24 protein-coding genes and 1 riboswitch are annotated in these 25,308 nt (G+C 36.4%); of the genes, 3 read left to right on the top strand and 21 right to left on the bottom strand.

Annotation, left to right across the window (positions count from 1 at the left end; translation table 11 throughout):
• The first annotated feature begins 71 nt into the window (after positions 1 to 71).
• Positions 72 to 1,028: an iron-hydroxamate ABC transporter substrate-binding protein gene (locus IGJ93_RS04980; RefSeq protein WP_067484165.1), complete on the top strand. Its 957-nt coding sequence runs from the start codon at positions 72 to 74 to the stop codon at positions 1,026 to 1,028.
• 162 nt (positions 1,029 to 1,190) lie between these two features.
• Here IGJ93_RS04980 and IGJ93_RS04975 read toward each other — a convergent pair whose 3' ends face one another.
• The 9 genes from IGJ93_RS04975 to IGJ93_RS04935 form a co-directional block, all read right to left on the bottom strand.
• Positions 1,191 to 1,685: a dihydrofolate reductase gene (locus IGJ93_RS04975; RefSeq protein ID WP_270346757.1), complete on the bottom strand. Its 495-nt coding sequence runs from the start codon at positions 1,683 to 1,685 to the stop codon at positions 1,191 to 1,193.
• Positions 1,686 to 1,757: 72 nt separating this feature from the next.
• Positions 1,758 to 3,950, bottom strand: coding sequence for a lectin-like domain-containing protein (locus IGJ93_RS04970; protein WP_285700791.1), 2,193 nt, complete (start codon positions 3,948 to 3,950; stop codon positions 1,758 to 1,760).
• On the bottom strand, positions 3,947 to 4,693 hold the full coding sequence (locus IGJ93_RS04965; RefSeq protein WP_071868531.1) for an MSCRAMM family protein: 747 nt from the start codon (positions 4,691 to 4,693) through the stop codon (positions 3,947 to 3,949). The genes IGJ93_RS04970 and IGJ93_RS04965 overlap by 4 nt, the downstream gene beginning before the upstream one ends.
• Positions 4,693 to 5,037 (bottom strand): hypothetical protein, encoded by a 345-nt coding sequence (locus IGJ93_RS04960; RefSeq protein ID WP_067484157.1) that lies wholly within the window; start codon positions 5,035 to 5,037, stop codon positions 4,693 to 4,695. The genes IGJ93_RS04965 and IGJ93_RS04960 overlap by 1 nt, the downstream gene beginning before the upstream one ends.
• Positions 5,027 to 6,496: a helix-turn-helix domain-containing protein gene (locus tag IGJ93_RS04955; RefSeq protein WP_067484155.1), complete on the bottom strand. Its 1,470-nt coding sequence runs from the start codon at positions 6,494 to 6,496 to the stop codon at positions 5,027 to 5,029. The genes IGJ93_RS04960 and IGJ93_RS04955 overlap by 11 nt, the downstream gene beginning before the upstream one ends.
• A 120-nt stretch (positions 6,497 to 6,616) precedes the next feature.
• A complete protein-coding gene (locus IGJ93_RS04950) occupies positions 6,617 to 7,498 on the bottom strand; it encodes a polysaccharide deacetylase family protein (RefSeq protein ID WP_270346753.1) in 882 nt (293 codons plus the stop codon).
• Positions 7,495 to 7,776: a hypothetical protein gene (locus IGJ93_RS04945; protein ID WP_067484153.1), complete on the bottom strand. Its 282-nt coding sequence runs from the start codon at positions 7,774 to 7,776 to the stop codon at positions 7,495 to 7,497. The genes IGJ93_RS04950 and IGJ93_RS04945 overlap by 4 nt, the downstream gene beginning before the upstream one ends.
• Position 7,777: 1 nt before the next feature.
• Entirely contained in the window at positions 7,778 to 8,989 is a 1,212-nt protein-coding gene (locus tag IGJ93_RS04940) for a glycosyltransferase family 2 protein (RefSeq protein WP_271027048.1), read from the bottom strand.
• Positions 8,967 to 10,025 carry an acyltransferase gene (locus IGJ93_RS04935; RefSeq protein WP_071868533.1) on the bottom strand — a complete coding sequence of 353 codons (1,059 nt, stop codon included), beginning with the start codon at positions 10,023 to 10,025 and terminating at the stop codon, positions 8,967 to 8,969. The genes IGJ93_RS04940 and IGJ93_RS04935 overlap by 23 nt, the downstream gene beginning before the upstream one ends.
• A gap of 350 nt (positions 10,026 to 10,375) precedes the next feature.
• Between IGJ93_RS04935 and IGJ93_RS04930 the strand changes: the two genes are divergently transcribed.
• The gene (locus IGJ93_RS04930) at positions 10,376 to 10,987 is read left to right on the top strand and encodes a LysM peptidoglycan-binding domain-containing protein (RefSeq protein ID WP_071869456.1); all 612 of its coding nucleotides are present in this window, start codon (positions 10,376 to 10,378) and stop codon (positions 10,985 to 10,987) included.
• Between the two features lie 70 nt (positions 10,988 to 11,057).
• Here the strand turns inward: IGJ93_RS04930 and IGJ93_RS04925 are convergent, their stop codons facing one another.
• The 11 genes from IGJ93_RS04925 to IGJ93_RS04875 all read right to left on the bottom strand — a co-directional run bounded on the left by IGJ93_RS04925 (position 11,058) and on the right by IGJ93_RS04875 (position 22,931).
• Positions 11,058 to 12,569 (bottom strand): helix-turn-helix domain-containing protein, encoded by a 1,512-nt coding sequence (locus tag IGJ93_RS04925; RefSeq protein WP_075492236.1) that lies wholly within the window; start codon positions 12,567 to 12,569, stop codon positions 11,058 to 11,060.
• Positions 12,570 to 13,366: 797 nt separating this feature from the next.
• Entirely contained in the window at positions 13,367 to 13,801 is a 435-nt protein-coding gene (locus IGJ93_RS04920; protein ID WP_071869397.1) for a hypothetical protein, read from the bottom strand.
• Positions 13,802 to 14,080: 279 nt separating this feature from the next.
• Complete coding sequence (locus IGJ93_RS04915; protein ID WP_075491176.1) at positions 14,081 to 14,800, bottom strand: TatD family hydrolase; 720 nt, start codon at positions 14,798 to 14,800, stop codon at positions 14,081 to 14,083.
• On the bottom strand, positions 14,790 to 15,527 hold the full coding sequence (locus tag IGJ93_RS04910; RefSeq protein WP_067485077.1) for an ABC transporter ATP-binding protein: 738 nt from the start codon (positions 15,525 to 15,527) through the stop codon (positions 14,790 to 14,792). The genes IGJ93_RS04915 and IGJ93_RS04910 overlap by 11 nt, the downstream gene beginning before the upstream one ends.
• An 11-nt stretch (positions 15,528 to 15,538) precedes the next feature.
• A complete protein-coding gene (locus IGJ93_RS04905) occupies positions 15,539 to 16,534 on the bottom strand; it encodes an ABC transporter substrate-binding protein (protein ID WP_071869394.1) in 996 nt (331 codons plus the stop codon).
• 13 nt (positions 16,535 to 16,547) lie between these two features.
• Positions 16,548 to 17,294, bottom strand: a complete 747-nt coding sequence (locus tag IGJ93_RS04900) for an ABC transporter permease (RefSeq protein WP_071869393.1) — start codon at positions 17,292 to 17,294, stop codon at positions 16,548 to 16,550.
• Positions 17,295 to 17,378: 84 nt separating this feature from the next.
• Positions 17,379 to 17,483: riboswitch (TPP riboswitch) on the bottom strand.
• Positions 17,484 to 17,550: 67 nt separating this feature from the next.
• Complete coding sequence (locus IGJ93_RS04895) at positions 17,551 to 18,873, bottom strand: dihydrolipoyl dehydrogenase family protein (protein WP_086271108.1); 1,323 nt, start codon at positions 18,871 to 18,873, stop codon at positions 17,551 to 17,553.
• A gap of 7 nt (positions 18,874 to 18,880) precedes the next feature.
• Entirely contained in the window at positions 18,881 to 19,825 is a 945-nt protein-coding gene (locus tag IGJ93_RS04890) for an ABC transporter ATP-binding protein (RefSeq protein WP_071869392.1), read from the bottom strand.
• Complete coding sequence (locus tag IGJ93_RS04885) at positions 19,822 to 21,363, bottom strand: ABC transporter permease/substrate-binding protein (protein ID WP_071869391.1); 1,542 nt, start codon at positions 21,361 to 21,363, stop codon at positions 19,822 to 19,824. Before IGJ93_RS04885 ends, IGJ93_RS04890 begins: the two co-directional genes overlap by 4 nt.
• A 753-nt stretch (positions 21,364 to 22,116) precedes the next feature.
• Positions 22,117 to 22,497, bottom strand: a complete 381-nt coding sequence (locus IGJ93_RS04880) for a hypothetical protein (protein ID WP_075491182.1) — start codon at positions 22,495 to 22,497, stop codon at positions 22,117 to 22,119.
• A 146-nt stretch (positions 22,498 to 22,643) separates the two neighbouring features.
• Positions 22,644 to 22,931, bottom strand: a complete 288-nt coding sequence (locus IGJ93_RS04875) for a hypothetical protein (protein ID WP_075491184.1) — start codon at positions 22,929 to 22,931, stop codon at positions 22,644 to 22,646.
• A 137-nt stretch (positions 22,932 to 23,068) separates the two neighbouring features.
• Here IGJ93_RS04875 and IGJ93_RS04870 point away from each other — a divergent pair, with 137 nt between their 5' ends.
• Positions 23,069 to 23,749: a YitT family protein gene (locus IGJ93_RS04870; RefSeq protein ID WP_071869388.1), complete on the top strand. Its 681-nt coding sequence runs from the start codon at positions 23,069 to 23,071 to the stop codon at positions 23,747 to 23,749.
• Positions 23,750 to 23,864: 115 nt separating this feature from the next.
• On the opposite strand, the gene IGJ93_RS04865 is transcribed toward IGJ93_RS04870, so the two are convergent.
• On the bottom strand, positions 23,865 to 24,893 hold the full coding sequence (locus IGJ93_RS04865) for a zinc-binding alcohol dehydrogenase family protein (protein WP_067485054.1): 1,029 nt from the start codon (positions 24,891 to 24,893) through the stop codon (positions 23,865 to 23,867).
• Positions 24,894 to 25,308: the final 415 nt, after the last annotated feature.

The raw sequence follows: 25,308 nt of genomic DNA, 5'->3' as shown, positions 1-25,308 counted from the left end.
GTTGACAGTGCTTTAATTATCAGGAATAATAGCATCTGAGAATGATTCTCAATTATTCTAGGAGGAAGAAAATGAAACGAAAAGCAAAGTTTTTCACAATCTCAACGACGCTATTATTAATTGGTTTATTAGGAGCTTGCTCCACAGCAAATAAAACGACAGACACAACAAATTCGACAACTACAGCAAAAAGCAATGGCACGCACACCGTGACAGATACTTTAGGCAATAAAGTAACAATTCCCAATCAACCAAAACGGATTATTGGAAGCTACTTGGAAGACTATCTAATTGCACTAGATGAAAAACCTGTTGCGCAATGGACCGTTGGTAGTGGATCAATCCAGGATTATTTACAAGATGATCTGAAAGATATTCCAACGATTTCTTATGACTTACCTTACGAAAAAGTTTTAAGTTTTGAACCTGATTTACTTCTGATATCTTCTTCGGCAACTGTTGAAGGTGGAAAATATGAACAATACAGTAAAATTGCTCCTACTTATGTGGTTACAAATGGTAGCGATGTAACTTGGGAAGAGCAATTAAAAGATGTGGGTAAAGCTTTGGCAAAAGAAGACCAAGCAAAAGAAATCATCAGTGAATACCAAGCTTCTGCCAAAAAAATCAAAACGGAATTAGCCGATAAAATCGCTGGTAAAACAGCAGCTGTTTTATGGGTAACAAATAATTCTGCCTTTATGGTGAGCGAAAATCGCTCAAGTGGTCGTATTGTTTACGGCGATTTAGGTTTTGGTGTCCCTAGCTTGGTTAAAGAGATCTCTAAAGATGCTACTTCAGACTGGTCTGCTGTTTCTTCAGAAAAATTAGCTGAGTTAGATGCCGATTATTTAATTTTGGTCAACAGTGATCAAGGCGCTGCAATGTTTGAAGAACCTGCCTGGAAAAATCTGAAAGCAGTCAAAGAAAATCATTTGCTCGAATTTGGTCCAGAATCTAGTTGGTTGTACAACGGACCAATTGCTAGCCAAGAAATGTTGAACGATCTTGCTGAAAAATTAAACTAAAAACTTCTGAAACATTAAAGAGAGCGAGACAAAACTAAAATCCAGTCGTTCTTAACATATTTTCAATTAAAAAAGCCTAAAATCAGCGTTTTCAAAACGAATTTTAGGCTTTTTTTCTATTTAAGCTAGTTTTGTCCCAAACTCTTTTATTAATACCTTCGCTTAGTCTTTTCGCACCCATTTTTGGAAACGATGTGGGTAGCGATTTTCTTCATCTAAAATCCCCACGTGTTCTTCGGCTAACGTGAAATCGGAAAAGTCGATTTCACCAATATACGTGTCGCCCTCAAATTCTTCGTCAATCAATGTTCGCCATATAATACCTGTTTCTGGTAATAATTCTCGAAAAATTTGACTACCACCAGAAACATAAATATCTTCTTTTACTTGTTGACTGTAGGCTAACACTTCTTCAATTGAATGCATAACTTCCGCATTTTCTGCAACTTTGAGGTCTGGTCGGGTTGTTAAAACAATAATATGACGATAAGGCAGACTTAATTTTCCCATACCTTCATATGTTTTTCGTCCCATCACTAAAATTCGATCCATTGTATGCTCCCGAAAAAAACGCATATCATTTGGTAATTTCCACGGTAATAAACCATCTTTCCCAATCAAACCGTTACGATCTTGTGCCCACATTGAAATAAACAAATTATCCGCTCCTTTAGCTAACTTTCTCATTCTACCAAGAAGCATACACAATTTTTCGTAAAAAAACTACTCTCACTCTTTTGGAGTCCCCCATTGATCTGGGGTCGTAACAATTTTCATTTGGATTTCTTGCGCGACTAAATAATGATAACTTCCGTCTTTCTCATCAAAAAGAAATCGTACAATTGCATCTTTCTGCTCAAAATGACCAATATTCTCGATTGGGTCTCCATGATAACTACCACTAACATCTGTTGCCACTAATTGGTCCAGTTCATTTTGAAAAGAAACTGCAGGTGCTTCAAGAATATCTGTTCCAAATTTAATCTTGGTGATCCATTCAATTGTAGCTCCATTGAGACTTTTTTTATCCGCCTTCACTACGACATTTTGTGTCAGTTGTGTTGGAATCAATTTTTGATTGAGCAATGTGATTGTTTCGACTAAGTGTTGACTCGATAATTCAAAATGTACCGTTTGAGTTGCTCGTACAAAACCAAATTTTGCTTTTGTTTGACGTAGTTCATACGTTCCAAACGGAAGATTCGTCAGCGTTAACGGTTCATTTAAAGCTAAGGCTAATTGCTGAACCTGACCTGTTTGAGTATTAAATAATTCAAATGAACCTTCTTGGATTGGTTCACCATTGATTTTTTTCAGTTGGATAGTTAGTTGCGTCACTTTTTTTAGTGGCAACTGGCTAATCATCGGATTACTTTGGGGAAGTAACTCTTCGTGTATAGTTGATGAACTTGATTCGATCACCACTGTTTGATTGTCTTTTTCTGCTATGATTTCACTTGTTGTTGAACTCGCTGATCTAGTTGATTCCGTTGTGAGCGAATTAATCATTAATGAACTTGATTCTTGAGACTCTGCTTCTTTAAAATTATCATCATCTGATGTTTTGGCTGTTTCTGGTTCTTTTGCATTTTGCACTGGCACTTCTAACAGCTGACTACCTTGAATCCAAATAGGTGTTTCCTTATCGATAATCTGATAACCAGTTGGGGCTTTTTCCTGGACTAATGTATATTTTCCAATTGGTAGCTTTGTAAGTTCAAACATGCCTTGTTCATTTGTCAAAAGATTCTTTTTCAGAATTTTTCCAGAATCATCCATCAGATGAAAGCGACCACCAGATAATTTCTGTTTCACATCTGCTCGGTTGGTTAGCGTTACCTTCAAGCTACCCAAAATAGGTTGATTTTCCACGTCTAGTTGTTGCGTTAATTGCTCTTCTGTTATGGAAAAAGTCCTGTTTGTTGTCTTTTCATATCCTGTTGGCGTTGTTACTTGACTCACCTGATAAGTTCCAAGAGGAAGCTTTGGCACACTTGCTTTTCCCTTCTCATCTGTCGTAATTGTTTCGACCAAGTTTCCTGTTGTGACATCGTGAATCTCAAATTGGCCACCAGCAAGTGGTTGGTTCGTTTCTTGATCTGTCAACTGTAGATTGAACTGTCCTGTTACGATAGCTGGTTTGGTTACAAAAGAACGAACTTTTATTTTCTGATGATTGACATTCACACCTGTTGATCCACTGAATGCGACTGCATAATTTTCCTGTAGCGGCAAGACTTGTTTCCATGTCAGCCACCCCCGATTGGAATGAAAGCGAATCGTTAGTTCCTTGCTCATCGCATCATAATCAGCAATAAACGAATGAAATTGCCCATCAACATCTGCTGGCGCATCTTGATTGTTCGCTAAATATTGAACAGAGTCTTGAATCATAACTGTTGTAGGATTGGAGACTAAGAACGCACCAAATGGTTGATTTCTTCCTAAGATCCGTTCAACGTTTTCAGGTGGTTCCTCGTATTCTTCACTACGGTTCCAAAACGTGTCTAATTTAAATGCTTGAACGCCTGCCAATCCTAAAACACCGATACCATTCCCTGGTTTTCCGATGGCTGATGGCACATCCGTATGAAGCGCAAGCGCAACCCCATCTCCTCCACCTTCTATATCTGTTTTATCACCTAAATTTACTTCGGCTTCTAAATGAAAAGAGGTGGTAGCTGGTAATTTTTTGTTCAACGAAACATTTCCAGCTTGTAATCGCCTATTAGGTGTTAACGAAATAATTTCAGTTATTGGATCATAAGAAGCTGATCCTTGTAATGAAAAATAATCCTGCAAGTTTTCTGATTCTATGGCCAAGGGTTCATCATAAAGGTTTTCAGCTGCGAAAGCCGTGCAGCCAAAAACAGTTGAAGCAACCAAACTGGTCAAGAAAACAAGTTTTTTCATTCTTATCATTTTGCTTCACCCCCTATCGTAAATGCCAATTTTCTTGAATCTATTTGGTATTCTTTTGGTGCGTTTGTTTCTACAAAATAATACTCACCTTTCGTTAAGCCGTCGACAGCTAGTTGTCCATATTGATTCGTTTCAAGCTTTTTTCGTAACACTTTTTCATCTTGATAAAGTGTAAATGCTACGCCAGCAAGTGGCTCATTCTCGTCTGTGATTTTTGTTAATAAAATCGTATTTTCTTTTCGCTGATTGGTAAAAATCCGTTGAATGACTGTTTGATTTTCAATAACTAATTCGACTGTTTCTTCCGAAAGTTCGTAGCCAAGAGGAGCTTTCACTTGGCGGATTACATACTGGCCTTTTGCCAATTTAGTCAGCGAAACTTGTCCCGTTTCATCAGCAGTTAATTTCTGCGTTTCGCCATTTTCAGCTTTTGCTTCATAAACAGCTCCTGGAATTGCTTTTCCCGAAGACTGGTCGACAGTTAAAAGTTCTTTTGAATAGGTTTCTTTTTTCAAGGACTTGCGGTACATCGTGATAAAGGCTTTATTAGAGAGAACTTTTTGACCATCACCTAAATCAAGTTGTGCTTGATTTCCATAAACTTGTTTTTCTACTACAGATTGCGCGCTTGTCTGTCGATTTATTTTTTGCGTGGTGCTTGTAGCAGTCACTAATAAAAGCGGGCTGAACAAACTTACGGCCCCCAACATTAGCGAAACCCCTTGATAAATCGTGCGTTTCATTATTCTTGCCTCATTCCATAAACCAAGCTTCCACTCAATCGAGCCATTCGCTGGCCAATCAAGGTTTGACTTGCGCCTCCGCCTGAAGGTACCTGCGGATTCTTTTCCATAGCCGAAATTCGATTTTCCAGCATTGTCAATTCATTTCTTTTTATCCGGCGATGATTTTTAAAAACGACTGTCTCTCCGTTATTTTCCACCTGAATATCATTCACTAAGCTTTCTTTTGACAACTCAATTTTCTTGTCCCGGATTGGTTGATCGACCAGCCCACTCAAAATAACACTTTGATACAGACAAGTCGTCGCCAACATACCACTAACTATTAAGGATTTAACTTTCATTTTCATTCCTCACTTTAATTACCATCTCGCCAAACAACAACCAATCATGATCACTTGGTGGATTTTTCCAGATAATCTGCGGACAGTTCAACTTATCAATCAACAAATCACTAACATATAGTTGTGTCTGATTGTTGACCTTTTTTTGAACCTCAATATTCAAGTTTTGAAAAGCTAAAATATTTTCCGCAATGAATTTTGTATACGCTGATCCTCTCGAAAAATCCACACAAACGTAAACTTTATCAGATAAATACTTTTGTGGAATAACCGAAATAATGGCGAAAATATAATCATAATACAGACTACCATTCGTCAATAATCCTTGATCGTAAATCTTACTATTTTTTGCTAATTCAACAAATTTCTTAGCCACCTGATGAAATTGTGGATATAATTCAGCGAAGAAACGCTCTTGATCCTCTGAAATAAATGTCAGTCGAGAATGATTGGCAAATGCCAACTTAAAATTTGTTAGTTCCAAAACCTGCTGTAGTTCTACGATTTTTTCTGTTTTTCGTTCCGTTGATAAAACAAGCTTCAACGTTTGAAATAAATAATCGACCTGTAAGGTAGTCAACTCAGTTAAATTTTGATTCCATCTGATTGTTTTTTGCTGTGTCGTTAGTGAAAGACATTCCTCGCTTAATAAAAAAACCAAAAGCCATAGTTGCTCATTTTCTTGTTTTTCTTCTGGAATCACAGTGATCTTTTGCAATTTATTTTGAACAAGTACAAGCTGTTGTCGAATTTCTTTTGCATAGACATCTTCAAATTCAATTTCAACTGTATTCACATAACTTCGTTTTGATAAGCGTAAGAGTGTAATGCTCAAAAACAATTCTAATTTAGCAATCCGAGTCATAATCATTTCTAAATTCAAGGTGTGGATGATTACCTCCAACACTTCATGTGTCTTTTGCCGAAGTGAAGACTCAAATGGTGATTCTAAGCCATTGAAAAAATAATAGTAAATATCAAAAATTTCTCGCCGAACCTTGGCTTCATCTCCAACTAACGTTCCTTCATTGATTTGAATACCACCTGGTGCCAAAATATCTTCTAGTTCACTTTTGATCAGATATGCTTTTGAACGACTCAAAAAATGTTTTTGTGAAAACTTTTCTGGTGTGGATCCAAATTGAACCATTTCGTGAAAGAGCAAAAACAAATCAGATTGCTTCAAATAATAAAGTTGTAACTGCCGAATCACTTCATTGGAAAGGTCTGGAATATCGATCTCACCTTTCGATAATCGCACAACTTTGGCATTAGTTGCTGCAACTAATGCCTGTTCAAGTTCAGCAATATACTTATTCACTTTAAACTTTGAGATTCCTAGTAACTCAACTAACAGTTCAACTGAAGTGAATTGCCCCTTACGCATGTCAAATATGCGTAAGATATCGAGTTGGTACCGAGCTGAATCGCTGAGTAAATCTAATTTGTTAATCGTCATAACACCCTCCTGAATTTTCCTGCATCTTAATATAACGCTTTTTAGTTAACTCCTTCCTCTTTTTTGTTTGTACGAGAAACTCGCTAAGAAGTATCAGCTTCATTATTTTTTGCAATTTTTTTAATTTGTATCGTTATCTAGCCAATGTAATAATGTCGGCCAATTTTCTTTAGTGACTATCAATCGTGGCATGTCAGTAGTCAACGTTTCATTCGTAACAACACCAGTTTCTAAACTGAAGATACCCTTGATTTGATTTTGACTCATGTAGTCTGTTAGTCGTTTGTTTTTTGCCCCGTAAGGATAAGCAAAATAATCAGCTTGATACCCAAGTTCCTGTTTAAAGATTTCTTGACTTTTTTTATAGTCATCAATCATTGTTTTTTTTGGTAAGTTAGTCGACAATACGGGTTTTCCTTTTTCTTGATAATGTAAATCATTGGTATGCACGCCAAATGTGGCTAAGGGCGAAGCCGCCAACTTTTTTATCTGTGACCAACTAGCCATCTGCGAGCCAGAAAGATTATTTCCAGTCTCGCCTGTAATCACAAAAGCGGTGAAGGGGAACTTCTCTTTCTCTAAAACTGGAAAAGCGTTATTTGGTAACGTAACATCGATATCATCAAATGTAATCACCACATTTCGCCCAGTTAACTCTTTCTTTGCACGTTTTTCGAGTAATTGATCCATTGTTAAAACAGGTACTTTTCTTTCCTTTAAGTCCTGCATTTGTTGAGTAAAATCACTCAATGGTACATTAAATTGATGAAGTTGGGTATTTTTTGACATTTTTGAAACTGCCTCAACCACAAAATTATCTGCTAGTACACGATGATAACATAAAACGATCACTCCATCTTCATCTGATAAAGGAGCATAAGAAAAACCAGTACTCACTTCACTTTCCACTAGTTGTTTTGTCTGGTTAAAAAGTAGAAAACTAACAACACCAATCAGACAAAAGCTCAATAAACTGGTAAGTAATCGATTCACTCGTTTCATTGCGTACCTCCTGTTGTTTTCAGTGCGACGATTCCAATCAAAATTGGCACAATAAAAATCGCCAGTAAAGCAAAAATAAGATGCAAAATATCTGTTATTTGGGTCAACGGAAAGTCAACCAATAAAAAAATGGCGCCAATAGCATCAGAATAATAACCTAACAATGAACAAAACATCAAAAACAATAACGCTAAAAATAACCACCACGCAATCAATAAATACATTGTCGAAAGTAAATTACGCGTAAACATCTTTTTTCGAATAATCAAATGATCCATTTTATACACCTCGATCTGGACTTTCCCATTTTCCTTTACTTGTCTTCCCTGTGATTACAGCAAATTCCGAAGAAATTGCACTAATAAGATTGGTTAACCAATAAAACATCAAATAAACAGGAACAGTTAGTTTGTCTTGCAGTTTGAGCTGACTATCATTCTCATCGCCATTGACACCAATCCAAAATAGTAAGATAGACAATAAAATGAACAAAACAACAACACCACCTGCGACATGTAATTCCTGTCGAAAATAAGTTGCAACGAGATAATTAAACGTGCTAAACACAAATGTCCAGCCCCAAAGATGACTCAAAATCATTTCGCCGAGTAACAACTTATAGTTTAAATCGCCACCCCCCATGACCCATGAAAAATTCCCGAGAAGTACTTCCAATCCACCAATCGACCAACGTTTTCTTTGTTTCAATAAACTAAAATAACGTTCTGGGACTAAAATATAAGAAAGTGCGCGGCAGTTATATGTCACGCGCCAACCTGCGCGATGCAGTTTCCAAGTGACATCAATATCCTCTGTCATAACCTCGGGATTAAACCCACCAACCTCTTTTAAACTTGATACGCGATACATCACGATTACACCTGAAACTGTCATGATTGCACCTAACATAAATGTTTGCGTGCGCTTGATTCCGTCAATGATTCCAACGTATTCCAACGTCTGTAATTTTCCTAACAAAGTTGAGCGATTACGTACCACCGGCTTCCCTGTCACCGCACCAATTATCGAACTGCTCTCTAACTCTGCAGCTAAGATTTCCACTGAGTTTGGTGCCAACAAAGCATCTGCATCTAATACCAGCAAATATTTTCCACTAACCATTTCCAAAGCTGTATTCAGCGCAGTTGCTTTCCCGCCATTTTTTTGTTGGGCAAGAATTCTCAATTCTTTTTCTTTAGAAAATCCTTGTTTGATTTGTTCAAGGAGCATTAACGTATTATCTGTACTTTTATCATCAACCACAATGATTTCCAAGTTGGGATATGCAAGTTGTTCCAAAGCAGACATCGCTTCTTGAATCGTTTCTTCTTCATTGTAAGCAGATAAAACGATTGAAACTTTTGGATAACTTTTTAATGATTCTTGCTTGGTGTACTTGATTCTCGAAAAGTATGCGCCAACCGACCATAAAATAGACATCAGAATTGGATAACCAATCGTATAATAATCAATGAATTTTAGAAGAAACATGTTGGTCTTTCCTTTCTGCTGATTGTCCGCCCCGCAACTTTCGTCGTAGCCATTCGCTGCTCCGTTCAAATGGATAACTAAAAAGAACTGCTGCACTGAAACTAGTTAAGATGATTACAAAACCATAGGTCAAGCGCTGCTCCATCGTTGGCAACAACATTCTTGCAATCGGATAAACGAGTTGGTCTGTAACGTCTGACATCAGATAGATTCCAAGCGTCCATTGACTCAACTTTCTGATAGGCAATTGAAATCCTTTCGTTACTGGTATGCGCAAACAACACACAAAAATCAAAAAACTAACAATTAGTGGTTCAAAACCGTTGTATTGATTCCCGGCAAAATCTTGATACGTTGTCTGATAATCAAGTATCACGTCTAAGACAAAGAATGCGAAAATAGCTATGAGTAAAAGTACCCAAGTTTTCTTAAACTTTTTAAACTGTTCTTGATATTCAAATAAATAGGCACCGATGAAATAATAGCCAATTGGATAAGCATCAATCCAAAAATCTGGAACCACTTTTCCGAATGAGTTCAACAAAGATGGCCCAAAAAATAAAAAAAGCGATACCCCAACAACATATCGATGGAAAAACTGATTCTGATTTGCTTGCCAAATCAAATTTAGTAAGGGAATCATCAAGTACAACCCTATATACATTTCCACATACCAAGAATAAGTATTGGTTGAATAATCCAAAATACCAAAAAGTGCATCAGTCAAACTCACGCCTTCATCCATCACAACCATTCTCAGCCAGCCAACTAAAGAAATGCTGACATACAAGAACAAAACAGGAAACAGATTCAATAAATAGGAAACAGAAAGTTTCTTACGATTCATCAAGAAACCTGTACACAATAAAAACAATGGCACAGCAGTTATTGTCACTTGCCTTGTCATCATCCAAAAAAGGGTACGATTTGTTTGAATCGTTTGATCATAAAAACCACTATTTAATAAGAAATGAACAGCTACCACAAAAAAGGCAGCCATTGTTTTAATTAAGTCAATCGAATAATTCCGTTTCATAAGCACCTCCAAAAATAATTACAAAATGAATTATAACGAGTTTTTCATTTTGTTTTACTACCAAAACAAAATTGAAATCCATACTTTTTATTTCTATAAAAAAAATTTTGGATAATCGATTTTTTCGTAACTAAACAAGCCTAAAGTCAGAAACATTTCAAGTAATTTCTTGATTTAGCAAGCTTTCCAATCATTCATTTTACGTACGTTACTAAAAAGATTACAAAAAACCGATTTTTGTCACAAATTGTCATGAACCTTTTACCTATGAAATATTTTTCCATGTTAAAGTAGTCCAAGTTGATTACAACAACAAAATTCGAACAACTCAAAAGGAGAAACTATTTTATATGAAATCACTTAAAACTGTACTATTAGGAACAACTCTGGCTGCCGGCGCTGCATTATTTATGGGAACAACAACACACGCAGACGAAGCGTACACTGTTCAATCAGGCGATTCATTATCAACTATTTCACAAAAATATGTTGGCGATAACTCCTTGATTAACCATATTGCTCAATCTAATTCAATTTCAGATATCAATCTGATTTTTGCAGGTCAAACATTAACTATTCCAACCTCAGAGCAAGGCTCAACAACAGATGTTGCACCTCAAACAGAAGCAGTTCAAGCTGAACCTGTTCAACAAGAAACAACACAAGAAGTTGCTCAAGCACCTGTTCAAGAAACAGTTCAAGCAACTCCAGCAGTTGAAACAACAGAAGCAGTAGCTACTACTTCTAACTCTGCAAAAGAATGGATCGCACAAAGAGAATCAAGCGGTTCTTATACAGCAACTAACGGTCGCTACATCGGTCGTTACCAATTAGATTCATCATACTTGAACGGTGACTACTCAGCTGCCAATCAAGAACGTGTAGCAGACGCTTATGTTTCTTCACGTTATGGTTCTTGGGAAGCTGCTCAATCATTCTGGTTAGCAAACGGTTGGTACTAAGAAAAAAAGTCAAGACAAAAAACGGACAGCCCAGTGGGTGTCCGTTTTTTTATTTTGACAAATAACTTCATCATTCCTTTAATAAGCCAATACTATTTAAATGGCTTTTTGCAAAAACCTCTTTGGACTCTTCCCTTTTTAAATAAACAAAGTCCAGTAGTTTGGAGATCGTATCATCATTTAAGTAATTTGAAATACCAATTGTCGGAATTGGATAGGTGTTACTTGTATACGTATCTGTCAGTAGACAATCATAGTTGGAAAAATTGGCACGATCGAGTTTTACATAAGGGTCAATAATATCAATTTTGATTTTATGCCGGAAATAAAATTCGATCTCTTCTTTAACCATTTTCATATGTTCATAAGTCGTATCTAACATCAATGCAGCGGTCACCGTGATAGTAGATTGGCGCACGCCCAAGCGTAAGCTTGCCCAAGAAGTCATCAATTCAAAAATAGCTTGGTGAACCATCTCATCTACTTTTCTTTGTTTGAAAAGCTCCACTTCTGAAAAAATCTGTTGAAACTTTTTATGTAAAAATTGTGCCAAGTCTGGGCTATCCGCTAAGATACCCTCAAAAAACTCTTTTTTCTTGTCATGCAAAATATAGGTTGGCCCGCAAATTTGAAATGTCGTCCAGTAAATATCACGAACGATTTTATCTCGGTAATCACACTCGACATGGTAGACCTTCGATAATTCATCAATGATTTCTTCGATTTTATTTTTGATTTTTAGTGGACTTAGTTCTTCATGTCCTTGTTTCACTCGAGAAGGATAAAATGGATAAAAATATTCTTGGAATAGTTGTTGTAATACATGACTCGTTAGTTCCAAGCCAAATATTGCTTTAAATTCCTCACACAAACTAGCTTCAACCATCAAGAATGAAAATCCATTAACTAATTTTTCTGTTTGAATCTCATGTTTTCTCTTCATCCGTTCAATACTAATTAGTAATTGAAACTTCAGGCGACTAAGAGAAAAATGCTGTTTGGAATTTGCAAAAACAATTGCAATATTTTCCTTCAAAAAGTCTTCGATCAAGCGATCAATCACTTGAACTTGCTCATAAGGAAATTTTTTCTCTGGTGAACCATACTTTTCCAGAAAGAAACAAGAGAAGAACGTACGAATTTTTTGTTCATCACCATTGATTTGTAACGCATTATCGATTCTTAACTCATAATTTTCCAAAGATTGGTTGATTTTCGATAACCAGCGTGTAATTTGTGATTCAGAAGTATACAATTGTTCACTCAAATCGATCTTTTTTAGATTATCTGCAAAAAAGATTTGTTCAAGTAAATCATATTCTGAACTTTCATTTAAAATAGCTGCATATATGTATGATTTCGGAATAGTTACATCTTTTTTTAAAAATATCCCCAGTTTAAATGAGGTCTCGATACTTAAAGGATAAATATACTTATTGATAATTGGAATATCTGTTCGAATCGTTTTTTCAGAATTCCCTGTTCGTTCGGCTAACTCCTCACTGGTCATCCATTCGGAATCCCACAAGGTTTCCAGAATTGCTAATTGTCGACTTAATCGACTATCTAGACAAGCTCTCATTATTACACCCCACTCTATAAATAAATATGTAACATTGTTCAATCCTACGAACCACATGATTGAAAGATACCTTCATTTCAAATGGTTTCATAAAATAAGAAACCAGCAATTGAAAGGAACTTATGTTTATCAAGAATTGTTTACTTATTTCTACTTAACTATGTCCAAAAGGAACAAACTGTCTTTCCCCTTACAGATAAAAAATGTTGATTCTCCTGAAAATAGAGTCAGTAAAAAATAACAATCAAGCATCCAACCAGTTCTTAGTTCCTGTAGAATTATAATTGCTATAAAGCGTTTTACAAAATCAATTTTTACCGACTGCTAGGCTATACACCTGACTGAATCCATTTTTTCTCCCGCATAACAGATAATCAAAATTACCCTTTATTTTTTCAAAAAATTCGTTATTCATTATTTGTTTTTCAAACAACAAGCCTTCTAATTGTAAGACCAACACCTCCCACTTAAAATTTTTTAGTAATCTTTCAAGCAAATTAGCATAATTATAAAGTTAACTTATATAGCGTTTTTTTCGAAATATTCGGAAAATCACCGCAAAAAATTATAGAAAGATTAAAATTATTATCTTTGCATGTGATTATTATAACAAAACAGAGTGAAAAATCAAATATTATAATTTAAAATTGTTATAAAAACAAAAAAATCGAGTAATAAGTCCCCTTATTACTCAATCAAACTCTGCTATGTATCGTCCTTTTATTCATCAGTCAATTTTTTCTTTTATTCTTTTATTTTTTAATAATATTCTCATAAATAAAAATGAACATTGAAGATTACCAACTTGCTGCCATCTTCTTTAATTTTTTTCGCATTCTCGCATCGTTCAGCTGTGTGACCAAGTCCTTTTGCATTCTTGTTTCTTGTAAATGGACACTTTTTTTATTCGAACGAACTTCCTGATACATCTGTCCTAATAACTCATACTGGTATTTTTTCTCATAAATTGAATAGTCTGGCAACAACTCGTGAAATTTGGTCATTGAAATTTTATTACTCATGTTTCTATTGATGTCATATTGAACATTACACGCATAAAGTTCAAAAACGAACAAGGTTTCTTTAAGAGAATATTGTGTAAGCAAACGATTCATTGATTGATTTTCTTCCCCTACAACTTGTAATTCTTCCATTGCTAAGTGAATTAAAAATAATAACTCCTTTTGTTCTTGAGATAACTGGTCGATATTTTTTTCAAATGAATTTTGCATCTTACTTCCCCCTCACTCATGAATAATTTTTTCTTTTTATGAACGGATGTTTTGGCCATTCTCCTTTCTGCATACGCCCTCAAAAAAAGCCGTGACAAAAACTTGTCACAGCCTTTTACAAAGTAGAAAGTATTTTCTTGCAGTGCATCAATCAAACTTGATCACTAAAAGAATTTCCACGAGACAAGCTTTTCTTCATTTTAACAGAAGCGAAAACTGATAACCTCGTTATTGTCCAACATGACCACTAACATTTGGCGAAGTACTTGAATCTTACATTTAGCCGTTAATAAATACTTGCAGATTCTTCGTCATTTTCTCTGCCAGAATCGTTGACTCAATATTTCTTAATTCAGCTAATGATTGTAAGTGACACCTTAAAATCGCCACGTAATCATCAACCTGTACTTTTCGATCTAATGCCCATTCGATGGCCGCCAAACCATCTGTTTCAATCAACAAGCGATCAAGTGGTACTTTTTTTGCTAATTCTTTCACTGCATTATTTCGCAGCAAATCAATCCCAATGGTAAAATAGCAACCAAAGTCGATATAAGCTTTTTGAAGCGCCATGCTCGAATACCAATGGATCAAGTAACGATTGGGATATTTTTTGATCAATGATAAAATTTCTGCTTCGCATCCTTTTGTATGCAAAACAACTGGCTTTTGCCGTTCCATTGCATAAATTAGTTGTTGTTCAAAAATAGTAAGTTGGGTTGCCAGCGGCACTTCTGTCCACACACTATCTAATCCGATTTCACCAATTATATTCGCTTTTTCTAAATAAGGTAAAACGGCTTCAAATCGATATTGATCTGCCTTCCAAGGATGAACCCCAAAACTTAACAGTTGAAGGTCTCCCTCTTTGGTTAATCGTTGGTTTTCTTCCCATTCTTCCGGCGAATCACAATTAAGAATCGTCAAAATCTGATATTTTTGTTGTCGCTGTGCTAATTCTGTACTTCCTGCCAAATGGCAATGTCCATCAATCAACATGTGTTTCACCTTCTAACAACTGATAGATGTTTTGCTTTAATGTTGCTTGTTCTCCAAGCCAGCTTCTTGTTCGATGCTTTTCTGGTAACTTGATATCTGCAATGATTCGCGCTGGCCGAGCAGACAGCACTATGATTCGATTGGATAAATAAATAGCTTCTTCGATATCATGGGTCACTAGTAACGTGGTTCTCGTTTTTTGTTTCGGTAGCTGAAGTAGCCAATCTTGCATCTGACTTCGAGTCATCGCATCCAACGCACCAAATGGCTCATCTAACAACAAGTAGTCAGCTGGGTTCATCATTGTTCGCAACAATGCAACTCGCTGTTTCATACCACCAGAAAGTTGCTCTGGTAAAAAACCACTATATTTTTTCAATCCAAATAATTGTAGTTCTTCCATTACTTTTTCTTGGTCAATTTTTTGATGATTGATTTTTTGATACAATGTAACATTTTGAAAAACACTAGCCCATGGTAATAATAAATCTTCTTGTGGCATGTAACTAAACGCTGTGTTTAATCCCATAATTGGCTCACCATCGACGAAAATCTCTCCTGAAGTTGGTGATATTACCCCAGTTAAAACTTTCAACAAGGTTGATTTACCAGCTCCACTTGGTGCAATGATTGATACAAAAGAATTCTTTTCAACAATAAGATCAATTTCTTTTAAAATCTCTAAGTTATCAATCGTTACAGTTAACTGATTGATTTCAATTGCCACATTTTTTCCTCCTATTGAATAAATTGGTTCGTGAATAATTCTTTTGCCTCTACTTTTTCTTTGATTAATCCATTCTCTTTCATGAAATCAGTATAGTTATCCCATACTTTTTCTTGCATCAATCCCCATTTTTCTGGCTCATCAGTATAGTTTTCTGAAACAAATGCTTGTGATTCTTCCAAGAAACTTAGTTCGTTGTCTGACGCGTACTTATGCAAAATTTTTGCACTTGCTTGTGGATGCTTAATTGCTTCTTGATAACCTTTTTTCGTTGCATCCATAAATTTTTGAACTACTTTTGGTTCCTGTGCAATCATTTTATCACTCGTAATGATAACAGGAGTATAATAATCTAAGCGTTCATCCAGTTCTCTTAACGGAAGATAGTTCAATTCAATTTTTGCTTCTTTTGCTTTAACCATATCCCAACCTTCAAAATACCATTGTAAGTCGACACCTTTTCCTAAAGCTTCGGGTCCTTCCCCGGTACTTCCAACAATCGTTAATTTAGAAAAATCTGCGTTATCGTGTTCCATGACTGCTTTTAATACTGCTTCTTCACTAGGACTTTGCCAACCTGCATAGGTTTTTCCCTCAAAGTCTTTTGGTTTCGTTATCCCGCTATCTTTCGCTGCAACAAATCCAGAAGTATTGTGCTTCATAATTGTCGCAATCGCCTTAACTGGAATAGCTTGTCCGTCAGCATGTGCATAGGTGATGTCTTCTTGATAGCTCACACCAAATTGTGCTTTGTCTGCGCCTACTAAGCCGATACTTGTCGAATCACCTCCTGGCTCAATGATGTTCACATTCAAGCCAGCATCTTTATAATAACCTTGTTCTTTTGCAACATAGATACCTGTATGATTTGTATTTGGTACATAGTCCAACACGAGAGTGACATCCGTTAACTTTTTTGTTGAATCCGTAGTACTTGTTTCTTGCTTATTTGCTCCGCATGCGGTAAATAATAACAAAGCTGGTACTAGCCATAACATTTTTTTCATTTTCTTCCTCTTCCTATCCTCTAGTATATAACCAATAATAATAACTTTTCTTCATGAGCACACTCAATCCATTAAGCAATAAACTAAGAACGATTACACAAAGAATTGCTGCAAAAACCTTGTCGATTTGATAACTGTTTTTTACACGGATCATGTAATAACCTAATCCGGACTGCGCACTTAACCATTCCCCAACGATTGCGCCACTAACACAATAAGTCGCTGCAACTTTTAGCCCAGAAAAGAAACCTGCAAGCCCTTCAGGAATTTTGAAGATTCGATAGATCTGTCCCCTACTGGCGCCCATTGTTCGTAAAAAAATAATTTGTTCCCTTGATGCTTTACTCAATGAATCCGCAAAAGAAACGACCATTGGGAAATAACTCATCAAAATAACTAAAATCACTTTCGGCGCCAGTCCAAAACCAAACCACAACGTGAGTAACGGTCCCAAAACCATAATTGGTAACGTTTGTGATACTACTAAAATGGGATAGATTGCGGTCTTTAGTAACTCATAAAAGTCCATCAATAATGCTGTAAAAAAGGCAATGATTCCTGCAATTACTAATCCTAACAGTGCCTCGCTCAAAGTCGTGAGTGAATGAAAAAACAGCGTCTGTCTATCAGCAAGCAGTGCTTGAAAAACGGCAATTGGACTAGGCAAAATAAAGGTTGGTGTCTGTAACAGCTGAACACTGACTTGCCAAATCAGTAGCAGAACACCGACACTGATTGCTGGATATAAATGTTTCTTCAATTGTTCACCTCCTAAATGAATCAAATTTAACACTGGAACAAAAAAACGCTTGTCTGTGGACGCAACATAGGTCCCACTTAAACAAGCGTTTGCTATGTTTCTCCCTTCACCAGTATTAACTGACAGGTTCAATGGGTCTAAGTTCACAACTTACTCTCATGCCGTTTACGACATCCCCAGAAACAAGTATTCATTTTTTTTAGTGTAGCATAACAAAATTGGTGCAACAAGCACTTCTGCTTAATTTATTCCTTTCCTATTTCAATAGATAAGGCAAATCACTAGCAAGTGTCGGATAGCCAAAAATCCATTGATCCACGATTTCCTTCGTCAACCCTTGATTGATTGCTATCGTTAGAAAATCAATCAGTTCATCTGCTTGCTCACTCAAAACACTTGCGCCAATCAAAAAGTTTTCTTTATTGAAACATAACTTTACTTTGGCTAATGGTTCATTCACTCGATGGTAGGTAAACCAGCTTGTCATTTCTTGAGTCACTGTTTCAACTTGCCTATCCTCTTCAATTTTCGTTGTTCCAACAGTCGCAATCTTTGGGCTACCATAAACAATTGTCGGAATGACAGGATAGTTGATTATTTTTTGCTGTTGTTGTGTCACTTTTTGTGCAACGTATTGGCCTTCAAAAGTCGCAACAGGTGTTAATTTTGGCAACTGTTTTTCGATAACGTCTCCACAAGCAAAAATTTGTGGATTTGTTGTTTGAAGACACTCATTCACAATGATCCCCTTTTTCGTAAAATCGACATTGGCACGCTCTAAATGTAACGATTCAACATTTGGCTGGCGACCTGTTGCGCAAAAAATCGCATCTGCTTCAAAGATTTCTTTTCCAGCAATCAACTGTAATTTCTCATTTTGGCGCGTGATTTTTTGTGCATTCACATCAAAAGCAAACTGGATGCCAGCTTTTTTCATTTGGACAATCGCTTCTTGAACCAACTCTTCATCAAATTCTTTTAGCGGTCGCTGATTGTGATGCACAATGGTCACTTCACTGCCAGCCGCACGAGCAATCGTTGCCAGTTCAAAGGAAACATAGCCTCCCCCAATAAAAATCAATTGTTTTGGTAGCTCAGCAAGCGCTAGAAAATCGGTGCTTGTTTGTAAAAATTCCTTTCCTTCAATCGGTAAAATGGTCGGACGTTGTCCCGTTGCAAGCACAAAATGTTTTCCACGAAATGTCTTTCCCAACACTTCAACTGTTTCTTCATCCAGAAAACTTGCTGTTCCAGTCAGATGATCGATTCCTGCCTGGCTTAATTCTTTTTGGCGATTTGCAGAAACAGGGTCAGTAAAAGTTCGTTTAAAAGACTGGAGTTCTTGCCAATTTAATGGCGGCACTTCAGAAAAGCCTTTTCCAAGTAATTGCTTGATCCGATTGCGTGCTTCCACCCCACCAATTAAGATTTTTTTAGGATCACAGCCGCGATTTGGACAAGTCCCACCCCATAAATTTTCTTCAATTACTAATACTTGCTGCTGCTTTGCTTTTAACTCGTAAGCGGCACTTAACCCTGCTACTCCTGAACCAATTACGATTGTATCATACTCTTTAATCATTTTTTTACTCCTTTCGACTTAAAAAGGCAAAGACATCTTGACCAGACAACTCTCCAACTAAAGTTCCTTGATTGAGGACTTGGACAATTGGTGCTTGGGCTAATTTCTCATAAACTTGAGTTAGCGGCGTCGTTAACTCAACCACAGGAACATTTTTATCTGTTATTTCTTTAGCATAAAAGCCTAACGCTATCAGTTCTTCTACCAAAATTTCTTTTTGGCTAGTTTCTTCAAAAAAGCTTTGAACAAACGCGTTATTCGGTTGCTTCAACAGTTTTTCTGGCGTATCACATTGAATCAATCGACCATCTTTCATAACACCAATTCGGTTTCCCAGTTTGACTGCTTCTTCCATATTGTGGGTAACAAAAACGACGGTCGTTCCTAATTCTTGGTGTAAGGAAAGCACTAACTCTTGTAATGAAGTGCGTGAAAGAGGATCAAGAGCACTAAAAGGTTCATCCATTAAAATGATTTCTGGGTTCGCAGCAATTGCACGCAAAATCCCAATTCGTTGCTGTTCACCTCCAGATAATTCCCGAGGAAAACGGTCCCGATAATCCGCTGGAGACAGCCCCACTTTTTCCAATAATTGGTCTACTTGTTGTTCCCGTTTTCCCTTTTCCCAACCTAACATCTCTGGAATCACTTCAATATTTTGCTTGACGGTCATGGTTGGAAACAACGCAATTTGTTGTAAAACATACCCCATTTTCCAACGTAATTTTTGTAAATTGTAACTAGTTAGTTTCTGACCTTTAAAATAAATCTCACCACTTGTTGGTTTAATCAAACCATTAATCATCTTCAACGTACTTGTTTTCCCACTACCAGAAGGACCAACTAACACAAAGATCTCACCTGGATGAACAACGAAGTCCAGTTGGTCAATCACAACTTTGTCAGCAAATTTTTTTTGAACTTGATGAAACTCGATGATTTCTGTCATTTTTCAGCCTCCTTGCTTAACCCAATCGTCACTAAAAAATCATGGGCAACTTGTGCTGGTTCTCTTTTTTCAACATTGACTTGGTAATTCATGTCAATCATTTCTTCTTCGGTGATCTTTCCACCAAGTTGATTCAAGGCACTCACGACTTCCGGATGTTTGTTAGCAAAATTTTCCTTCATTAAAGGCGCACCCTGATAAGGTGGAAATAGTTGGCGATCGTCTTTTAAAGCAACTAACCCATATTCTTTCAACTCGCTATCTGTCGAGTAAGCATCAATCACATTAACGTCGCCATTTTTGATTGCTTGGTAACGAAGACTTGGCTCCATACTTTGAACACTTGGAAACTCTAGATGATAAACTGATTGAATCCCCCGATAACCATCGTTACGATCAATAAATTCTAAGGTAAAACCTGCTTTGATCTGGTCATTCACTTTGATCAAATCCGAAATTGTTTCTAGCTGATTTGCTTTGGCAAAGGATTCTTTCACTGCTAATGCGTATGTGTTTTGATAAGCCATTGGCTGTAAGAAAGTCATTGCTTCTTGTTGATGGAGCAATTCCTTTGCTTGTTGATACGTATCTGTTTCTGACAACTTTGTTTCTTTCATTGCATCAGGAACTTTGACTAAGCTTTCTAAAACTGTTCCAGTAAATTCTGGATAAATATCAATTTGCTCATTCTGCAACGCGCTAAATAAAAAGCTCGTCTTTCCAAAATTTGGTTTTACTTCGACAGCAAGATCCGGATTTTTTTCTTCAATCAGTTCTTTATACATCTCAATCAAAATTTCTGGTTCTGAACCGAGTTTTCCTGCAATTACTACAGACTCTTCTTTCACAAAAAATGTTTGGTATGCTGATATACCTCCAAGTACGCCAATCGTCAAGGCTAGCACAATCAAGGTGTATATTGGTCGAACACGTTGCAACAAACGAATCAAACTACTAAAAATAATAGCTAGCAATGCTGAACTAATTGCACCGATCAATGTTAACACAGGTGTGTTACGGTCAATTCCCAACAAGATAAACGTTCCTAAGCCACCTGCACCAATTAATGCCGCTAAAGTGGCTGTTCCGATGATCAAAACCAAAGCTGTACGAATACCCGAAATAATCACTGGTAACGCAATGGGTAATTCTACTTTAATCAAGCGACGTATCCGAGACATTCCAAAGGCAATTGCGGCCTCCTCAATTGATGGATCAATTTCAGTTAAACCGATATACGTATTTTGAAAAATAGGTAATAACGCATAAATAACTAGAGCAATCAAGGCTGGAACTGTTCCAATTCCAACAAACGGAATCAATAAACCTAATAAAGCCAATGAAGGAATTGTCTGTAATACGCTAGTAATTTGTAATAAAACTTCTGCTAATTTTTTATGACTCACTGACCAAATTGCGAGAGGAATCGCAATCAAGGCTGCAATGAGCAACGCAAAAAAAGAAATCGATAAATGTTGGAACGTAGCCGTTAGCAATTCTGCTTTCCGTTCACTAAGAATTTGAATAAACTGATTCATTTGTCTCCTCTTTCTCAATTAATTTTTGTCATCTTTTAAGTATAAACCTATCAAATACTTTCCCCAAGTATGTTGCCTTACTACACCAAAAAGACCAGAAAAATCATAATGATCTTTCTGGTCTTTCTGTTTTAGCTAAAAACAACAAAATGATGGGGAATTTTTAGGACTCTTCTGCCTCTGCAGTTCAGTCCAACAAATCAATAAGAAGAAAAACAGCCAATAAAGTGGAAATCTCGTGGGGGAGATAATTTTCTTTACTGGCTTGTTCCTTTACAATTATAGGTGAGCAGACTAAATTTTTGTGAGAAATGTAAAAAAAAGTTGTTTTCTGCGCATAACTGTTAAAAAACAAGACGTTTTTACTTTTTTGACAAAAAAATGCGTCATTTATTTTATGTTTTTTTGCCGTGACTTTTTTCACAAGTATAATTATTGGCATTATTGTTAAGTCATTGCTACCATAGATTCAACGGACGTCCGCTAATAGCAAAATAAGAAGCTAGGATGAGAGAGGAATCTTTGGGGGATTTCTTTCTTAACCTAACTTCTTTTTAATTTTTTTATTTCTTTTTACCATGTTGATATTCGTACCCACATTTTTCCTACAGAAATGCATTACTTGGCATCATAACTAGGTAAGGTTACTTCAACTTAATCATCAGATAAACTTTCTATAAAAAAATAACTCATTTCCATTATGTGCTCCTATGCTCTTTGACAATTTCCTACAAAGAACGATAAGATAAACGCTTAACTACGTTTTATGTACAAAGCTCTTTTTTTAATGACGTTTCTTACATAGTTAGTAAAAGATTGGTAACTACTTTGGATTGTTTTTATGACATTGTTCTTATCCCCAAAAAAGTTCGTTTCCTCTCGTCCAAGCAGGTAACCGATGAATGAAATACAGACTAGACATATCCCCAACCAAACCAATGCTGCCGAATGAACATCTGTTGTTTTTGGCAATTGTTCTCGCATACTGATCATCGTTTCTCCCAGTGGTCGTCTATAAATCATTCCGTGCACAGTAAGTGATGCTTCGCTCCCCTGTGTGGCAAATGCTACTGGACTTATCAAGAAAATAGCTAACAGAAATGTCGTAACGATCATTAGCTTTTTCTGACTCATTTCATCCCCCCTTCGTTATGTGACGTAATTGCTTTCCCCGATTTAAATAATAACAAAATCTATCGCTTTAAATCTATTCAAATTTTACCGTCCCATCGGAAAATATCATTTAAAAAAAACAACGCTTCATACGCTTATTTTTTTATTTAAATTATTAATTCTGTTCCTGTTTCTTTCACACCGTATAATGGCATAATTTCATTATCCACTTGATAGTAGATATTTTTTTCACGATTCATCATTAGTCCGACTAAGATTTCTTTCATTGTCAGCACGTTTTTTTGTTGATTAAAATGTAAAATCACTTCATTTTTTTGTGTGATTTCAATTGTTGTAACTGGCCGTTTATGATTTTTAGTCATTAAGAAAATCCCTTGATATTCTTTGCTTCGTGGTGGATTTGTCAATATAGTTAATAAGTCAGCAGCTCGCATAATCTTCTCCTTTATTTTTGTTAGCCTAAGAAAAAGTTTTCTGATGATAAAAAATTTCTTTTTACCCCTTGAAGAATTGATTCTATTTGTATAATATAGGGGTTGCTGAAAATTTTCAAACAGAAAAGGGGTTAGAGATGAAAAAACTACATTTATTTACAGACCTTGGTGGAATTATTTTAGGTGCTGGGATCTACGGGCTTGCTGTAACAGGAATCAATGTACCTTCAAAACTTGCTGATGGCGGGGTGACAGGTATTGCGTTACTGCTAAATAATCTTTTTGGATTTGCACCTTCAATCACTTCATTAGTCTTTAATTTACCATTATTACTGATCTCATTATTTATTTTTGGAAAACACGCATTTCTTCGTACGATTGTTGGAACATTTGCGTTGGTTTTCTTTTTACATTTATGGGAAAGTCTTCATATACAGTTTGCCGTTGGGAACTTGTTCATTAATAGTCTGATGACTGGTCTGCTTTCTGGAATCGGTTGTGGATTAGTTTTTCGCTTTGGGGGCAGTACGGGCGGAACGGATATTTTATATCAAGCAATTGAAAAATATTTTCATGTTAAAATCGGAAAGAGTCTTTTCTTGGTCACTTTTGTTATCTTAGTAGTGTCCCTTTTATATCTTGATCTTAGACACTTCTTATATACTTTACTGAGCTGTTCTGTTTTAGCTTATACGTTAAACAAAGTAAAATACGTCCAGCTTCCTGATTTCTTTCAATCAGCGAAAGATTCCATGGTGACTTTAGAAGAAACTACAACGCCTTTTGAAGAATTACCTGAATATCAAGAACCCATTTAATACAATTCTTTTATCAAATTTAAAGAGAGCTCGGAATGTACTGAATCTCAAAAGTTTGCTTTTTTAACCTAACTTTTGGATGCCCTACAGATATCCTAGCTCTCTTTTTATCTATTTAGTCAACAAAACCGCCAGTTAAGACCACTTTTCCTTGAACGTGCCCCTCTTCGACATCTTTTGTTGCCTCCTTCAAATGGGCGACAGAAATTCCTTGATAAATTTTACCCACATGACTATGAATTACTTTCTCATCAATTAAAGTAGCAATTTCTGCTAAGATCTCCCCTTGTGTCTCAATTTTATAGTCAAAATCTGTTTTCGCAAACATGTACTCCCAGTCAAAACTAATTGATTGATTTTTCCATTCACCAATTGGCAGTGGCTGATTGACACCCACGATTGAACCTACTCGTCCTCCAGGCTGAACAAGCTCTGGTAGTTGCTGGAAATAAGGTAGCACATCATACAATACGGCCACATAATCGACTCGATTCGTCCCTAAAGAAATTAATTGTTCCTTTAAATCTTTGTGATAGTCTAATGGATGATCCACGCCATTGTTACGAAGCCATTCAAAATTTTTAACACTGGCTGTTGCAAATACTTCAAGACCACTCCAGTTAGCAAGTTGAGTCAAAATGGAACCAACACCACCCCCACCATTGATGACTAATATTTTCTTTCCTACATTTGCTTTCGCTTGTGGTGTTAATTGAAATTTTTCAAATAATAATTCAAAAGCTGTCAAGCTAGTTAATGGTAATGCAGCTGCTTTTTCATCTGATAAAGAATTGGGTGCTTTAGCAACGATTCTTTCATCAACTAATTGAAACTCTTGATTACTTCCTGGACGTTTGCTGCTTCCTGCATAAAAAATGCGTTCGCCCACTTGAAACTTTTCAACAGCATCGCCTACTGCGAGGATTCGTCCAACTGCATCAAAACCTAAAACGGTTAATTGCTCTTTTTTTGCCGCCCCCTGGCGAAGCTTCGTGTCAACTGGATTAACAGAAATCGCGTCAACTGCTACTAATAAATCGTGGCCAGTCGCAACAGGTACAACATCCATTATTTTGATGAAGCTATCTTTTTCTTCGACTGGTAATCCTTGATAAAAGCCAATTTTTTTCATTTGTTTTGTCATGATTTTCCCTACTTTCTAAAGGTTGTGGTTCAAACCGCTTAGCTCCGAACAGATAGCGAGCAAGCACTCAAAATAGCTTTTCATATTTTGAAGTGAGTGCAAGCTATCTCGAGGAGTTGGTTTGGGAACACCGTGGATAAGGTTGTGGCGCAAATCGCTTAGCTCCGAACAGATAGCGAGCAAGCACTCAAAATAGCTTTTCATATTTTGAAGTGAGTGCAAGCTATTTCGAGGAGTTGCTTGGGCAACACCGCGGATAAGGTTGTAACTCACCTACATTCAAGTAATTGTGAACATCTAAGGTTATCGCATAAAATCAGTTGCGCCACCGACTAACAAAACTACCCAAACCACTTTCACAGATAGTTAACAAAACACAAAAAGAGCGATGATTTGCATCATTGCTCTTTTCATC

The organism is Enterococcus sp. DIV0174, assembly GCF_050529065.1.
GTDB lineage: Bacteria > Bacillota > Bacilli > Lactobacillales > Enterococcaceae > Enterococcus_B > Enterococcus_B thailandicus.
The sequence above is the reverse complement of the archived record's forward strand: the minus strand, read 5'-3'. Positions and strand labels throughout refer to the sequence as shown.

What these genes read in the sequence shown, in the direction of transcription:
- IGJ93_RS04980 (WP_067484165.1), top strand. Translation starts at nt 72, where the DNA reads ATGAAACGAAAAGCAAAGTTTTTCACAATCTCAACGACGCTATTATTA.
- IGJ93_RS04970 (WP_285700791.1), bottom strand. Translation starts at nt 3,950, where the DNA reads ATGATAAGAATGAAAAAACTTGTTTTCTTGACCAGTTTGGTTGCTTCA.
- IGJ93_RS04965 (WP_071868531.1), bottom strand. Translation starts at nt 4,693, where the DNA reads ATGAAACGCACGATTTATCAAGGGGTTTCGCTAATGTTGGGGGCCGTA.
- IGJ93_RS04960 (WP_067484157.1), bottom strand. Translation starts at nt 5,037, where the DNA reads ATGAAAGTTAAATCCTTAATAGTTAGTGGTATGTTGGCGACGACTTGT.
- IGJ93_RS04955 (WP_067484155.1), bottom strand. Translation starts at nt 6,496, where the DNA reads ATGACGATTAACAAATTAGATTTACTCAGCGATTCAGCTCGGTACCAA.
- IGJ93_RS04950 (WP_270346753.1), bottom strand. Translation starts at nt 7,498, where the DNA reads ATGAAACGAGTGAATCGATTACTTACCAGTTTATTGAGCTTTTGTCTG.
- IGJ93_RS04945 (WP_067484153.1), bottom strand. Translation starts at nt 7,776, where the DNA reads ATGGATCATTTGATTATTCGAAAAAAGATGTTTACGCGTAATTTACTT.
- IGJ93_RS04940 (WP_271027048.1), bottom strand. Translation starts at nt 8,989, where the DNA reads ATGTTTCTTCTAAAATTCATTGATTATTATACGATTGGTTATCCAATT.
- IGJ93_RS04935 (WP_071868533.1), bottom strand. Translation starts at nt 10,025, where the DNA reads ATGAAACGGAATTATTCGATTGACTTAATTAAAACAATGGCTGCCTTT.
- IGJ93_RS04930 (WP_071869456.1), top strand. Translation starts at nt 10,376, where the DNA reads ATGAAATCACTTAAAACTGTACTATTAGGAACAACTCTGGCTGCCGGC.
- IGJ93_RS04925 (WP_075492236.1), bottom strand. Translation starts at nt 12,569, where the DNA reads ATGAGAGCTTGTCTAGATAGTCGATTAAGTCGACAATTAGCAATTCTG.
- IGJ93_RS04920 (WP_071869397.1), bottom strand. Translation starts at nt 13,801, where the DNA reads ATGCAAAATTCATTTGAAAAAAATATCGACCAGTTATCTCAAGAACAA.
- IGJ93_RS04915 (WP_075491176.1), bottom strand. Translation starts at nt 14,800, where the DNA reads ATGTTGATTGATGGACATTGCCATTTGGCAGGAAGTACAGAATTAGCA.
- IGJ93_RS04905 (WP_071869394.1), bottom strand. Translation starts at nt 16,534, where the DNA reads ATGAAAAAAATGTTATGGCTAGTACCAGCTTTGTTATTATTTACCGCA.
- IGJ93_RS04890 (WP_071869392.1), bottom strand. Translation starts at nt 19,825, where the DNA reads ATGACAGAAATCATCGAGTTTCATCAAGTTCAAAAAAAATTTGCTGAC.
- IGJ93_RS04885 (WP_071869391.1), bottom strand. Translation starts at nt 21,363, where the DNA reads ATGAATCAGTTTATTCAAATTCTTAGTGAACGGAAAGCAGAATTGCTA.
- IGJ93_RS04880 (WP_075491182.1), bottom strand. Translation starts at nt 22,497, where the DNA reads ATGAGTCAGAAAAAGCTAATGATCGTTACGACATTTCTGTTAGCTATT.
- IGJ93_RS04875 (WP_075491184.1), bottom strand. Translation starts at nt 22,931, where the DNA reads ATGCGAGCTGCTGACTTATTAACTATATTGACAAATCCACCACGAAGC.
- IGJ93_RS04870 (WP_071869388.1), top strand. Translation starts at nt 23,069, where the DNA reads ATGAAAAAACTACATTTATTTACAGACCTTGGTGGAATTATTTTAGGT.
- IGJ93_RS04865 (WP_067485054.1), bottom strand. Translation starts at nt 24,893, where the DNA reads ATGACAAAACAAATGAAAAAAATTGGCTTTTATCAAGGATTACCAGTC.